Origin of the sequence: Pseudomonas sp. Seg1, assembly GCF_018326005.1 — a bacterium.
Classification (GTDB): Bacteria; Pseudomonadota; Gammaproteobacteria; order Pseudomonadales; family Pseudomonadaceae; genus Aquipseudomonas.
Window position 1 is genome coordinate 3,106,184 of sequence record NZ_AP021903.1, and the last position, 14,019, is coordinate 3,120,202.

Here is a 14,019-nt window from a genome sequence, read left to right on the forward strand (position 1 = left end):
GTGAGTCAGTCTCCATCCATGTTGCCTGACACAACCTCATCGCGAGCAGGCTCACTCCTACAGTTAAAAAGCAAAGCAAGTAGTTTTGAAATGCTCCGGGGCGTCCCCGTGGGGCGCCCTGGCTGTGAGCTATCTCTGACAATTCCAACAAAAGAGAGGCAATGGCAATGGGTGTGTATGACTACAAAAACTTCAGTACAGCCGATTCCAAGGCGCTGTTCAGCGATGCCATGGCGATCACGCTGTATTCCTACCACAACCTCGATAACGGCTTTGCCGCCGGTTATCAGCACAACGGCTTCGGCATTGGTCTGCCCGCTACGCTGGTCACGGCGTTGCTCGGAGGGACTGATTCCCAAGGCGTCATCCCCGGCGTTCCGTGGAACCCCGATTCTGAAAAACTCGCGCTCGAAGCCGTGAAAAAGGCTGGCTGGACGCCGATCACTGCTTCGCAACTGGGTTACGAAGGCAAGACCGACGCCCGGGGAACCTTCTTTGGCGAGAAGGCCGGTTACACCACGGCTCAGGTCGAGATTCTCGGCAAGTACGACGCCCAGGGTCATCTCACGGAAATCGGCGTTGCCTTTCGCGGCACCAGCGGCCCGCGTGAGAACCTGATCCTCGACTCCATCGGCGACGTGATCAACGACTTGCTCGCCGCGTTCGGCCCCAAGGACTACGCCAAGAACTACGTCGGTGAAGCGTTCGGCAATCTGCTCAATGACGTGGTCGCGTTCGCCAAGGCCAACGGCCTCACCGGCAAGGACGTGCTGGTCAGCGGCCACAGCCTCGGCGGGCTGGCGGTCAACAGCATGGCGGATTTGAGCGGCGGTAAGTGGGGCGGCTTCTTCAAAGACTCCAACTACATCGCCTACGCCTCACCGACCCAGAGCAGCACCGACAAGGTGCTCAACGTCGGCTACGAAAACGACCCGGTGTTCCGCGCCCTCGATGGCTCGACTTTCACCGGCGCCTCGATCGGCGTACACGATGCGCCGAAGGAATCGGCCACCGACAACATCGTCAGTTTCAACGACCACTACGCATCAACCGCGTGGAATCTGCTGCCGTACTCGATCCTCAACATTCCGACCTGGATCTCGCATTTACCGACTGCCTATGGTGACGGCATGAACCGGGTGATCGAGTCGAAGTTCTACGACCTGACCAGCAAGGACTCGACGATCATCGTCGCCAACCTGTCGGACCCCGCGCGCGCCAACACCTGGGTGCAGGACCTCAACCGCAACGCCGAAACCCACAAGGGCAGCACCTTCATCATCGGCAGCGACGCCAATGACCTGATTCAGGGCGGCAGCGGCAACGACTACCTGGAAGGCCGCGCCGGCAACGACACGTTCCGTGATGGCGGCGGTTACAACATCATCCTTGGCGGGCAGGGCAGCAATACCCTCGACCTGCAGAAATCGGTGAACACCTTCGACTTCGCCAATGACGGCGCGGGCAACCTGTACATCCGCGATGCCAACGGCGGGATCAGCATCACTCGCGACATCGGCAGCATCGTCACCAAGGAGCCGGGCTTCCTCTGGGGGCTGTTCAAGGACGACGTGACCCACAGCGTCACGGCCAGCGGCTTGAAGGTTGGCAACAATCTCACCGCTTACGAATCCAGCGTCAAAGGCAGCAATGGCGTCGATACGCTGAAGGCGCAGGCCAGTGGTGACTGGTTGTTCGGGCTCGATGGCAATGACCACTTGATAGGTGGCGCGGGCAACGATGTGTTTGTCGGCGGCGCCGGTAATGACCTGATGGAGTCGGGGGGCGGGGCGGATACGTTCCTGTTCAACGGCGCGTTCGGGCAGGATCGGGTGGTGGGGTTCAACTCTAACGACAAACTGGTGTTTCTGGGGGTGCAGGGTGTGTTGCCTGGCGATGACTTCCGCGCCCATGCCACGGCGGTCGGGCAGGATACCGTGCTGAAGTTCGGCGGCGATTCGGTGACGTTGGTTGGTGTGTCGCTGGGGAGTTTGAGTGGCGATGGAATTGTGATCGCCTGATGTTTATGTGGCGCCTGTAAGGGCCTCTTCGGGAGCAAGCCCCCTCCCACATTGGATTTGTGATCGACACCGATCCAATGTGGGAGGGGGCCTGCTCCCGAAGAACGATAACGCGGTATCAAAAGTGACTCAGCAGCCATTCCCTGACTCAAAGCCTGTGCAAACAGGAAATGCGGCCTAAAGCCAGCACGTGCGCGCACGTTCTATAGCTAGCCGCCAATGAGTACAGGAGATTCAAACGTGAAAGGTTTCAAGAGGTTTATCGGGTTTGCAGGGTTGGCGCTGTTATCAGCCAATGCCAGTGCCGATCTGCCTCAAAGCTCGATTCTGAGCCGCTACGGAATCACCCCTGAGCAATTGCCGAGCCCGACCAAAAGCGAAGTGATCGAACCGGTTGAAGAAAAAAGCCGCTTTCAGATCCAGCCCGAACAACCGTTCGTGACGATTCGCCTGGGTGACGGCAAACAACCGCAAACCACCGGCAACTTGAGCATCGACCGCATGGCGCAACAGGACTATGAACGTTGCCAGCGCCTGCAGGGCGAAGTAGCCCGGCGTGGCGGGCAATACCTGAGCTGCGACAACACCATCCCGGGCATGACCCTGGACCAATAACCCACTCCAATCGAGGGTAGGAATTGCTGAAGGCTGTGATCTTTTGATCTGCAACAGCCTTCAGCCCTGTAATATCCGCTCACCCTGACAATGGACTGGCGGTGACCCACTTGAGAAAGACCACTCGACTTGTCGTGCTCTGCTGCACTTTGCTGACAGGCGCGAATGCAGCCGCATTGGCTTGGCTGTACTACGTGGTCACTTACGCCTCAGTGACGCGTGGAATGCCCATGATCAGAACCACGGAGCCGCTGCTGATCGGCGGGCCTGGCGGTGATGAAAACAGCTATGTGCTGCCAATGGGCACCACCCTCTATGAAGATCGAAGCTACCCGGAGGGATTTACCCGTTACCTGGTGTACTTCAATCACAAAGGTCCGATCGATTACCAGACAGTCACGATGGAGCCCAAGTACGGCGGCTCTCTGATTGATCCGCTGTGGCTGGAAAACATCGACGCCGAGACGCTGAAAGAGGTCTTCAAGCGGTTTCCCTTGTCCAGAAGCGATATCGCCGCGGCGATCAAGGCCAACGAAATAACCAAAGACGATCTGACCGAGATCATCCAGTCGATGCCAAAGTAAAAGGCTGACTGCAATCAGAACCCCAGCGGGTACTGAACCACCACGTAGATCCGGTCAATGTCATCCCCCGCCTGAGCGCTATTCGCCCGATGCGAAACGTGCGACAGCTGCACGGACAAATCCTTCGCTGCCCCCGACTGCACGATGTATTTCAAATCGATGTCGCGCTCCCAGTGTTTGCCGCCATCCCCTTGCAGCGGCTGGAATTCGGCGCTGTCGGCAGCGAACGGGTTGTAGGCGCCGCCCTTGGGCGCGTGGGTGCCGTCGATGTGATTGCCGCTGACGTAGCGGGTCATGAAATTGAGACCGGGAATCCCGAACGCACCGAGGTCGAGGTCGTAGCGCGCTTGCCACGAACGTTCACCGGCGCCGTTGAAGTCGGCGTATTTGATCGAGTTGGCGAGGTAGATCGAGTCGCCGCCGACGAAATCGAAGGGCGTGTCGCCGTCGATCCGCTGCCAGCCGAGCATTACCGCGTGTGGGCCAACGGTGTACTTGCCCGACAGGCTGAACGCGGTGTTATCGATCGCACCGGCCAGCGCCCGGCCCGTATCGCGGGTGTGGTAGAGGTTGGCGTCGAGGAATATGCCGGCCTGCTTGAAGTGCAGGTTGCCGTAGTACTGATGCCAAGTGTCCGTCAGCTCGGACGCATACACAGCACCGCCCACAGGACTGTCGCCGAACAGATCGGCACCGAGAAAGCTGATTGAGCCGTGTTCGGTGTTGGCGCCGTAGCCGTAGAAATCGCCTTTGCCGGAAGCGCTGTCCTGATTCTTGAACGCCGTGAAATGCCCGGCCTGCAGATTGATGTTGTCGATCTCCCGGCTGGTGAGCAGAAAACCCGTGGCGTACTCCGGTTGCAGGCGTTTGTCGGCGGTGTCGAATACTGGGGTTTCCACGGTCATTTCGCCAAACGCCAACGTGCTGCGCGAGGCTTTCAACTTCAATGCGCCACCGGCACTGGAATAATCGTTTTCGCTGCGACCGTCGCTTTCTACCGGCAGCAAGCCAGTGCCGGAGTGACCTTTGCCGCCATCCAGTTTCAGGCCGGCAAAGGCGTGAGCGTCGATGCCAAATCCAATCGTGCCGTCTGTGAAACCGGATGAGAAAGTGCCGATAAACCCTTGTGCCCATTCCTGTTTGTAGTTTTTACCGGTGGGAGAGGGTGAGCGGTAGTCGTTGCTTAGAAAGAAGTTGCGGCTGAGCACTTCGGACTTGGCATCGTCGAAAAAGCCGTCGGCGACAGCTGTTTCGGTCAGTCCGCACAGTAGTAATAACAGGGTGATACGCGATGGCGCGGATTCGATCATGGTCGGTGGCCAACAAGAAAAAAGTGGCTCTGATGATCGATTGATTGTGGGCGAGTGGATTGAGCGTATGTGCTCAGTTGGCGGGGCTGGAGTGGTGGGTCAGACATTCAGGATGTGAATGCGCTGACGCCATCGCTGGCAAGCCAGCTCCCACAGGTTTGTGTGTTGCCATCAATCATGGATACACACTGGCAAGCCAGCTCCCACAGGTTTTGTGTGTTGCCATCAACCATGGATACACACTGGCAAGCCAGCTCCCACAGGTTTTGTGTGTTGCCATCAATCATGGATACACACTGGCAAGCCAGCTCCCACAGGTTTTTTGTGTGCTGCCATCAATGGTGGACACACCCTGGATCCCTGTGGGAGCTGGCTTGCCAGCGATTACGGTGGGTCAGGCAACATTTCTGTCGGCTGCCCCTCCAGGTTTGATCGCGTTACGACAGCGGCGGGGTGCGGGGCGGGATCAGGCGTTTGCTGCCTGTCGATTCAAATGCTGCAGCCAGGCGCAGCAAGCTCGAGTCGTCATAGGCACGACCGGCGAAGGTCAGACCGACCGGCATGCCGATGTCGGCCATCACGCCCATCGGCACGGTGACGGTCGGTACGCCGAGGTGACGGATCGCGAGGTTGCCGTTGGCGACCCAGATGCCGTTGCTCCAAGCGATATCGGCTGACACCGGGTTCACGTCCGCGTCCGCTGGGCCGACGTCGGCGACGGTCGGGAACAACACGGCGTCGAGGCCCAGCTTGTCCATCCAGTCTTCAAGATCGATACGCCGCGTCTGTTCGAGGCCGCGCAGGCCATCGGGCACGGTGGAGATTTCATTCCACGGCGTGATGCCGCGCTCGGCCATGCGCACGTATTCATCCATGCCAGCGGCGAGGTCGCCTTCCCGGTTCGGCAGAGTGCCCGGGTCGTGTGGGAAAATCTTCGGCCCATCGACGTCGACCAGACGATTGAGCTTCGGATCGCCGTTGGCTTGCAGGAAGTCGTCGAACGCCCAAGCCGTCAGATCCCACAGTTCATGGTGGAGGAACTCTTTCGACACCAGCCCACGGGTGAACACGGTCGGCGCGCCGGGGCGATCGCCTTCGCAATTGGACACCAGCGGGAAGTCCGTCTCGATCACTTCAGCGCCAGCGGCTTCGAGGGCCTGACGCGCCTGTTTCCACAAATCGATTACCGAAGCGCGGGTGTTGATGCGTTGGCCGGTCGGGCCACCAATACCCGGCGCTTCGCTGGTGCCCGCCTCAGGATCGGCGTTGATAAACATGCGCGGGACGGCAAAACGCTTGCCGGCCAGTGCAGTGCGGTCGGCAGCCAATTCAGCGTAAGCGGCGGGGCGCACGGAGCTGACGCTCGGGATCGGTACCCACGGTTGCAGGCGCCACAGGTCGCCACGGGTATCCGGATCTTCGGCAACAACAATGTCGAGGACTTCGAGCAGGTCGGCCATGGTGCGAGCGTACGGCACGACCACGTCCATGGTCGGCGTCAGCGGCCAGTTGCCGCGCACCGAAATCACCCCACGCGAAGGGGTGTAGGCGCACAAGCCGTTGTTCGACGCCGGGCCGCGACCGCTCGACCAGGTTTCTTCAGCCAGACCGAACGCGGCAAAACTGGCCGCCGTGGCGGTGCCGGCGCCATTCGATGAGCCGGAGGCGAACGGCGCGGTGAGGTAGTCGGCGTTGTACGGGCTTTCAGCGCGGCCATACACCCCGCGCTGCATTCCGCCATTGGCCATCGGCGGCATATTGGTTTTGCCCAGGCAGATTGCCCCGGCGGCGCGCAGGCGCTCAATGGTGAACGCGTCGCGATAGGCAACCAGATCAGCGAAGGCCGGGCTGCCGGACGCTGCGGTCAGGCCCTTGACCAGATAACTGTCCTTGGCGGTGTAGGGGATGCCGTCGAGCGGGCTCAGGGTTTCGCCTTTGGCGCGGCGAGCGTCGGAGGCCCGTGCTTCGTTGAGCGCTTCGGGATTGCGTACGACCACCGCGTTGAGTGCGGTCGGCGTGTCGGCGCCGTCGTAGGCATCGATGCGGGCGAGATAGGCCTGCACCAGCTCAACCGAGGTGGTCTGGCCGGATTCAAGCGCGGCGCGCAGTTGCGCAATGGAAACTTCAGTGACTTCGATCATGCTGTCACCGCCGTTTGCAGTGGGGCGACGTTCTTTTTGGAATGGGTGTTCATAGCGGTTCTCGTGGCACGGCTTTAAGCGACAAGGTTAAGACTGGCGCCTATTTAACACCATGCCGGGCGCCGAGTAATCGGCGGGATTGATACCCCGCCAAATTTTTTGTGGGTGAAATGCAATCCCCTGTGGGAGCTGGCTTGCCAGCGATGGCGGTGGGTCAGTCAACTCAATATCGATTGTGCTGGCCTCTTCGCTGGCAAGCCAGCTCCCACAAGGACGGGGGATGCTCAGTTGATCACAGGACACCAAACTCCCGAGCCGTACGATCCACCGCAATCCGCGTCTTGTCGATCAGCTCATCAAGCTCCGCGCGGCTGGCAATCAGCGCCGGCGCCATGATCATCCGACCCAACGTCGAACGAATGATCAACCCTTCCTCAAACCCGATCGTACGGCAGCGCCAGGCGATGTCGTTCTCGTTGGAAAACCGCTTGCGAGTCGCCTTGTCCTCAGCGAATTGCAACGCCGCCACCAGACCAACACCCTGAATCTCACCGACCAACGGGTGATTGCCAAACACTTCGCGCAGACAGTTTTGCAGGTAAGGCCCGGTATCGGTTTTCACCTGCGTGACCACACCTTCATCACGCAAGGCTTTGAGGTTGGCAATCGCCACGGCAGCCGCGACCGGGTGCCCGGAATAGGTGAGACCGTGAGCAAACACGCCACCCTTTTCCACCAGTGCCTCAGCCATGCGCCGCGACAGGATCAAGCCGCCCATGGGGATGTAACCGGAGGTCAGGCCCTTGGCGATCGACAGCGTGTCGGGCTCGAACCCGAAAGTCTGGTGAGCGAACCACTCGCCGGTACGACCGAACCCACCGATCACTTCGTCAGCACACAGCAGCACGTCGTATTGGCGGCAGATGCGCTGGATTTCCGGCCAGTAAGTGGCGGGCGGAATGATCATCCCGCCAGCACCCTGGAACGGTTCGGCGACGAAGGCTGCCACCTTGTCGGCGCCCAATTCAAGAATCTTGTCTTCCAGTTGCCGCGCCGCACGCAGGCCGAACTCTTCCGGGCTGAGGTTGCCTTCGTGGGCGAACCAGTACGGTTCATCAATGTGCGCCACGTCGGGAATGGTGCCGCCCATTTCGTGCATGAACTTCATGCCGCCCAGCGCCGTCGCTGCGAGGGTCGAGCCGTGGTAACCGTTCCAGCGGCCGATCATGATTTTCTTCTCGGGTTTGCCCATCACTTGCCAGAACTTGCGCACCGTGCGGATCAGCACTTCGTTGGCTTCGGAACCGGAGTTGGTGTAGATCGCGTGGCTGTAGTGCTTGGGCAGCAGGCTGAACAACAGCTCGGACAGTTCGATCACGGCCGGGTGAGTGGTGTGGAAGAACATGTTGTAGTAGGGCAGCTGCTCCAGTTGCGCGGTCGCGGCGGCGGCCAGATCCTTGCGGCCGTAACCAAGGTTGGTGCACCACAGGCCGGACATGCCATCCACATAACGATTGCCGTCGTTGTCCCACAACGCCAGGCGATCGCCGCTGACCATCACCCGTGGGCCTTCCTCGTTGAGCGCCTTCTGATCGACAAACGCGTGAATGTGGTGGGCGGCGTCGGCGGCTTGAAAATCACGGGTGCTGCGAGTCGGATCGAGTTCGGCGGACATGACTGATCTCCAAAAGAATTGGGCAAGTGAGTGCGTTCATTCCAGCGGTGCACAGCTAATATTTGTCACTTAAAAATAATTTTGTAAAGAAAATATTTGTCTGTGGAAAAAGATGTCCGTAGGCTGAGGCGCATTGGCAAGGCACAGCAGGCACGACATGAGCGGACTCAGAGAACGGCAAAAGGAACAGCGCAGGGAAGTCATCGCGCAGGCAGCCCTCGAGCTATTTATCAGCAACGGCTTCGGCGCGACCACGCTGGAGCAAATCGCCAATGCAGCGGCGGTTTCCGCGCCGACAGTGACCAACTACTTCGGCGGCAAACAGGAGATTTTGCTGGCATTGCTCAAGCAACCGGACGAGCAGGCCATGCGCGAGGCCCGAGCCAATCTCGATGACGACAGCGATCCGCTGGAGGCGTTGTGCGAGTTCGAAGGGCTGATGACCGACTACCAACTGCAAGCCATGCCGGCTTCACTATGGCGCGAGTTGGCGCCGTTTCTGCTCACGGGCGAACTGGCTCAGGCGTTGAGCCCGTGGAATGCGGCGGTGATCGAGGAAACCAAGGCGTTGCTGACGCATTTTCAGGCGCTGGGCAAAGTCCGCGAGTCCGTCGATATCGACGTGGCGGCGACGCTGTTCAACCAGTACGCGAACATGGCGTTTATTCGACTGGCGACCGAAGCGGCGCCAGATCGAGAAGCGCATGCGCGGCATATGCGCAGTGTGCTGGGGCTGATCTGTCATGGAATTCTGAGCCTGGGGTGATCAACTGTGGCGAGGGAGCTTGCTCCCGCTGGACTGCGCAGCAGGCCTTCTTTTAAAAACAGGGGCCGCTTCGCGACCCAGCGGGAGCAAGCTCCCTCGCCACAAGGTTTTTCGCCGTCCTGAAGATCAGGCTTTCGGCAACCACGGCTGCATCTGCTCCAGCAAGCCTCGTCCGCCCCGACGCAATCCTGCTGCCAGTCCCAGCCATGAAAGGTCAGTCATGATCACCTCAGAGGCGCGCAGCAAGCGAACTTCGCCAGCCGTGCCACCAGAGGTCCCTCCGTCCGGCATGAACACCGTCAGCCAATCGCCGACACTGTCCACCACCAGACACAAGCGCCAGCCTTGCTCCTCGGCAATCATGCCGACCTTGGTCCCATCGGCGTGCTCCATACCGGCAAACCGCGCCGTGGTGTCCTTGAGCAACTGATAACCCGGCAGATTGCTCAGCACTTTGTCTTCGGTCGCCTCAATCGCCCGGGCCGCCGCCGAGGTCCTGGCCAGAAGGCCGGCAAGAAAACACAGCACGATCAAGCCAACCAACGTGGCCAACGTCACCACGGTCACGCCCGCCACATCATGACCTTCAAACATCGGCAGCAGCTTTTGCATCGGCCCACGCAGCAGATGAATGGCTTTTTCGATCAGGATGAAGATCAGCACCAACGGCAGAATAAACAGCAGTCCGCCGATCACGGTGGTTTTGATGAACTTGAACATGACAGCTCCTTGATGACGATCAGAAATCAAGGCTAGCTGATAAAAATCCCGGGGCAGGCGCGCGATGAAACTCATGGCACCATGGCGGCCGGATGCGCTTAACAAGGAGCAGGGCACATGAACGTATCGGATCAGCAAGCATGGCAAGCGTGGACGCCGGAGGAGTTATCGCAACGTCTGAGACAGGTTTCACGCCCCTGGAGCGTGGTGGGCGGATGGGCGCTGGATCTGTGGCTGGGCAGACAGACCCGCGATCACGGTGATCTGGAGTTCACCGTCCTGCGTGATGATTTCATGCTGTTCAGGCAAGCGCTGGAGCCATTGCAGTTCTACACCGTCAAAGACGGCACGTTTGCGTTTCTTTCGGCAGACCGGGTGCCCGGCGAGGAGATATTTCAGGTTTGGGGTTTTGATGCGGTTGCCAATGTCTGGCGAGTGGATGTGATGCTGGAGTTCGGCACTGCGGACACTTGGGTCTATAAAAGAGACACTTCGCTTGTCTATCCACGCGCCGAAATGGTCGCTCTCAGTGACGCAGGGATTCCGTATTTAAAACCTGCGGCCATTCTGCTGTTCAAGGCCAAACACACCCGGTCCAAGGATCAAAACGACTTCAACCAGTCATTGCCGAATCTATCCTGCGAAGATCGGCATTGGTTGGCTCGACACCTTGCTCTACTGCATCCAGATCATGAGTGGACGTACAGACTAGAAAACGCCGAGTAACTTTGTGGCGAGGGAGCTTGTCGAATCGTCGCACCGTCCCGCTGGGCGCGCAGCGGCCCCAAAAGATTGGGACTGCTGCGCACTCCAGCGGGAGCAAGCTCCCTCGCCACAAGGTGGTGGATTGTTTACTCGTTGATCCGCGGATGTTGCTGCACCAGATTCTTGCGTTTGGCCTCCAGCTCAGCAATTTCAGCGTCGATGTCTTCGATCTTCTGCTCGATGTTGTCGTGATGCTCCTGCAACAACTCCTTGGCCTCTTCAAGATCGGAAGCCGCCGGCGCCGCGCCTCGCAGTGGTTTGTTGGCGGTTTCTTTCATGGTCACGCCGGTGGCCAGGCCGACCACGGCAATCACCATCAGGTAATACGCCGGCATGTACAGGTTGTTGGTGCTTTCCACCAGCCAGGCCACGACAGTCGGGGTCAGACCTGCAATCAGCACAGAAACGTTGAACGCTGCCGCCAATGCGCTGTAGCGAATGTGCGTGGGGAACATCGCGGGCAGGGTCGAAGCCATCACGCCGATGAAGAAGTTCAGCAGCACCGCCAGCATCAGCAGGCCGCCGAAGATCAGGCCGATCTTGCCGCTGTTGATCAGCATGAATGCCGGAATGGCAAGGATGAACAGGCCGATGCTGCCGACGACGATGAAAGGCTTGCGGCCAATCTTGTCGCTGATAAAGCCAATCGCCGGCTGCACGAACAGCATGCCGACCATGATCGCGATGATGATCAGCACGCCACGGTTTTCGCTGTAATGCAGGTTGTGCGACAGGTAACTCGGCATGTACGTGAGCAGCATGTAATAGGTGACGTTGGTCACCGCCACCACGCCGATGCAAGTCATCAGGCTGCGCCAGTGCTTGGTCGCAACTTCCTTGAACGACACTTTCGGCCCGCCGGCCAGGCCTTCGCGGTCGCCTTGTTCCAGCTTCTCGACATGCTGTTGAAAGGCTGGCGTCTCTTCGAGGGCGTGACGCAGATACAGGCCGATCATGCCCAGCGGCAACGCGAGGAAGAACGGCAGACGCCAGCCCCATTCCTCGAATTTGGCTTCGCCCAGCGTCGTGGAAATCAGCACCACCACACCGGCACCCAGCACAAAACCGGCAATCGAGCCAAAGTCCAGCCAACTGCCGAGGAACCCACGCTTGCGATCTGGCGCATATTCGGCAACGAAGATCGAGGCGCCGGTGTACTCACCGCCGACCGAGAAGCCTTGAGCCATTTTCGCCAGCAACAGCAGGATCGGCGCCCAGATGCCGATCGAGGCATAGGACGGAATCAGGCCGATGGCAAACGTGCTGAGCGACATGATCACGATGGTCGCGGCGAGGACTTTCTGTCGCCCGTACTTGTCGCCCAGTGCGCCGAAGAACAGCCCGCCCAACGGCCTAATCAGGAACGGCACGGAGAACGTCGCCAGCGCGGCGATCATTTGCGTGCCCGGATCGGCGCCCGGGAAAAACACCTTGCCGAGCACATAGGCCACAAAGCCATAGACCCCGAAGTCGAACCATTCCATGGCATTGCCGAGCGCGGCGGCCGTAATGGCTTTGCGCATCTTGGCGTCGTCGACGATGGTGATGTCTTTCAGGCCGATCGGTTTGACGCTGTTTTTACGTGATTTCATCCGCGTATTCTCTTTACTGATCCATCTTGCCGCGTAGATGCCATCTTTTTGATGGCGCGTGCTCTTTGGGTCAGATACATGAGGACACGAAATAATTCACCGCTAACCGCTTTTTTTCCCCGTAGGCGCTGCTGAAGACTGCGATCTGATGATCTTGCCTTGCGAAAACGACAAAACCCGCCATCCCGATTGAACGGGAGTGGCGGGTTTTTTCTCCCGAAACAGATGTGTTGCCAGTGAGTCAGCCATCGCGGGCAAGCCCGCTCCCACAGGGATCTGTGTCCACCACAAACCTGCGCCACACCGCCAAACCTGTGGGAGCGGGCTTGCCCGAGAAGACGTCAGTGGTTACGACACATCAATCAAGCCTGGTCAAAGAGGCTGCGACTACGGCAACTCCAGATTATTCAGCACCCGATTCACCGCCAGCTCCCCGAGCATGATCAGTTGCGCAATCCCCTGCAGCGTTCGGCGCTGTGACGCGGGTATGAGGTTGGCGAAATCATTGGTGATGGTTCTTGCCGATGCCAGTGTTTCGCAGGCATCGACCAGCAGCTCTTCGTTTTTGAAGTCGGCGGTGACGGCGTACATTCTGCGGGTCCTACGGGGAGGTGGCGTGGATCCGGGCGGACAGAGGTAGTGATCGAGCGCACGGTCGGCGGCTTCGTTGAGCTTTTTCGACTCGAGGGATTCGTAGGGAGAGGTGGGGTCGGTTTCGGGCGGGTTTGGCGTTGGTTTGATCATAGTGAAGCTCCTAGAGTCATTGGAGCCGCCACATTTCGCTGCGATACGAAAGGGAGGTGGCAGCTATACGCGGGTCGCAGACCGGGACTCTAGAACCGGCAGACCCGAAGGTCTCCCACGTACAGCCGCCATAAAATGAGGACGGATGTTGTGCGTCTAGAAATCAGCGGGCTGCGAGACCCGATCGCTGATTCGTCAGCGACCGCACCACAATAGAACCCGCCCCCTAGGCGCACAAGCCGGCGAATTCTGGCGTAGCTGTAGGCAATTACGCAAGGTCGTGTAGCCGGATTACATGTCTTGGCGTGTCATTTAAACGGGGGGTGTTTAAAGCCAAAGATCGCAGCCTTGCGAAAACGACAAAACCCGCCATCCCGATTGAACGGGAGTGGCGGGTTTTTTCTGCCGAAGAGATGTGTTGCCAGTGAGTCAGCCTTCGCGGGCAAGCCCGCTCCCACAGGGATCTGTGTCGACCACAAAACCTCCGCCACACCGCCAAACCTGTGGGAGCGGGCTTGCCCGCGAAGACGTCAGTGGTTACGACACATCAATCAAGCCTGGTCAAAGAGGCTGCGACTACGGCAACTCCAGATTATTCAGCACCCGATTCACCGCCAGCTCCCCGAGCATGATCAGTTGCGCAATGCCCTGCAGCGTTCGGCGCTGTGACGCGGGTATGAGGTTGGCGAAATCATTGGTGATGGTTCTTGCCGATGCCAGTGTTTCGCAGGCATCGACCAGCAGCTCTTCGTTTTTGAAGTCGGCGGTGACGGCGTACATTCTGCGGGTTCTACGGGGAGGTGGCGTGGACCCGGGTGGACAGAGGTAGTGATCGAGGGTGCGGTCGGCGGCTTCGTTGAGCTTTTTCGACTCGAGGGATTCGTAGGGAGAGGTGGGGTCGGTTTCGGGCGGGTTTGGCGTTGGTTTGATCATGGTGAAACTCCTTGAGAAAAACGGAGCCGTCAACCATCGCTGCTAAACGAAGGGGTGGCGGCTGTACGCGGGTTAGCAGACCAGGCTCAAGGATCCCGGCGCACCGAAGTGCCCCACGCAAAGCCGCCATAACGTAATGGCGGGACTCGCGTG

General features: G+C 59.2%; 12 protein-coding genes. 5 read left to right on the forward strand and 7 right to left on the reverse strand.

What is annotated here, in order from left to right; genetic code table 11:
- Nucleotides 1–167: 167 nt before the first annotated feature.
- The 3 genes from KI231_RS13740 to KI231_RS13750 all read left to right on the forward strand — a co-directional run bounded on the left by KI231_RS13740 (nucleotide 168) and on the right by KI231_RS13750 (nucleotide 3,220).
- The gene (locus KI231_RS13740) at nucleotides 168–2,021 is read left to right on the forward strand and encodes a polyurethane esterase (protein ID WP_213028785.1); all 1,854 of its coding nucleotides are present in this window, start codon (nucleotides 168–170) and stop codon (nucleotides 2,019–2,021) included.
- Between the two features lie 240 nt (nucleotides 2,022–2,261).
- A complete protein-coding gene (locus tag KI231_RS13745; protein ID WP_213028591.1) occupies nucleotides 2,262–2,636 on the forward strand; it encodes a hypothetical protein in 375 nt (124 codons plus the stop codon).
- 230 nt (nucleotides 2,637–2,866) lie between these two features.
- Nucleotides 2,867–3,220 (forward strand): hypothetical protein, encoded by a 354-nt coding sequence (locus KI231_RS13750; RefSeq protein ID WP_249412126.1) that lies wholly within the window; start codon nucleotides 2,867–2,869, stop codon nucleotides 3,218–3,220.
- Nucleotides 3,221–3,234: 14 nt separating this feature from the next.
- On the opposite strand, the gene KI231_RS13755 is transcribed toward KI231_RS13750, so the two are convergent.
- The 3 genes from KI231_RS13755 to KI231_RS13765 all read right to left on the reverse strand — a co-directional run bounded on the left by KI231_RS13755 (nucleotide 3,235) and on the right by KI231_RS13765 (nucleotide 8,346).
- Nucleotides 3,235–4,530, reverse strand: coding sequence for an OprD family porin (locus tag KI231_RS13755; protein ID WP_213028592.1), 1,296 nt, complete (start codon nucleotides 4,528–4,530; stop codon nucleotides 3,235–3,237).
- A 437-nt stretch (nucleotides 4,531–4,967) separates the two neighbouring features.
- Nucleotides 4,968–6,671: an amidase gene (locus KI231_RS13760; RefSeq protein WP_213028593.1), complete on the reverse strand. Its 1,704-nt coding sequence runs from the start codon at nucleotides 6,669–6,671 to the stop codon at nucleotides 4,968–4,970.
- Nucleotides 6,672–6,963: 292 nt separating this feature from the next.
- Nucleotides 6,964–8,346, reverse strand: a complete 1,383-nt coding sequence (locus tag KI231_RS13765) for an aspartate aminotransferase family protein (protein WP_213028594.1) — start codon at nucleotides 8,344–8,346, stop codon at nucleotides 6,964–6,966.
- Nucleotides 8,347–8,503: 157 nt separating this feature from the next.
- On the opposite strand from KI231_RS13765, the gene KI231_RS13770 reads away from it, so the two are divergent.
- Nucleotides 8,504–9,112: a TetR/AcrR family transcriptional regulator gene (locus KI231_RS13770; protein ID WP_103304945.1), complete on the forward strand. Its 609-nt coding sequence runs from the start codon at nucleotides 8,504–8,506 to the stop codon at nucleotides 9,110–9,112.
- Between the two features lie 126 nt (nucleotides 9,113–9,238).
- Here KI231_RS13770 and KI231_RS13775 read toward each other — a convergent pair whose 3' ends face one another.
- Nucleotides 9,239–9,832, reverse strand: coding sequence for a DUF502 domain-containing protein (locus KI231_RS13775; RefSeq protein WP_213028595.1), 594 nt, complete (start codon nucleotides 9,830–9,832; stop codon nucleotides 9,239–9,241).
- A 117-nt stretch (nucleotides 9,833–9,949) separates the two neighbouring features.
- On the opposite strand from KI231_RS13775, the gene KI231_RS13780 reads away from it, so the two are divergent.
- On the forward strand, nucleotides 9,950–10,558 hold the full coding sequence (locus tag KI231_RS13780) for a nucleotidyltransferase domain-containing protein (protein ID WP_213028596.1): 609 nt from the start codon (nucleotides 9,950–9,952) through the stop codon (nucleotides 10,556–10,558).
- A gap of 125 nt (nucleotides 10,559–10,683) precedes the next feature.
- Here KI231_RS13780 and proP read toward each other — a convergent pair whose 3' ends face one another.
- The 3 genes from proP to KI231_RS13795 form a co-directional block, all read right to left on the reverse strand.
- On the reverse strand, nucleotides 10,684–12,189 hold the full coding sequence (gene proP, locus KI231_RS13785; RefSeq protein ID WP_103304942.1) for a glycine betaine/L-proline transporter ProP: 1,506 nt from the start codon (nucleotides 12,187–12,189) through the stop codon (nucleotides 10,684–10,686).
- A 387-nt stretch (nucleotides 12,190–12,576) separates the two neighbouring features.
- Entirely contained in the window at nucleotides 12,577–12,933 is a 357-nt protein-coding gene (locus KI231_RS13790) for a DUF6124 family protein (RefSeq protein WP_213028597.1), read from the reverse strand.
- Between the two features lie 576 nt (nucleotides 12,934–13,509).
- On the reverse strand, nucleotides 13,510–13,866 hold the full coding sequence (locus KI231_RS13795; RefSeq protein ID WP_213028598.1) for a DUF6124 family protein: 357 nt from the start codon (nucleotides 13,864–13,866) through the stop codon (nucleotides 13,510–13,512).
- Between the last annotated feature and the right edge of the window lie 153 nt (nucleotides 13,867–14,019).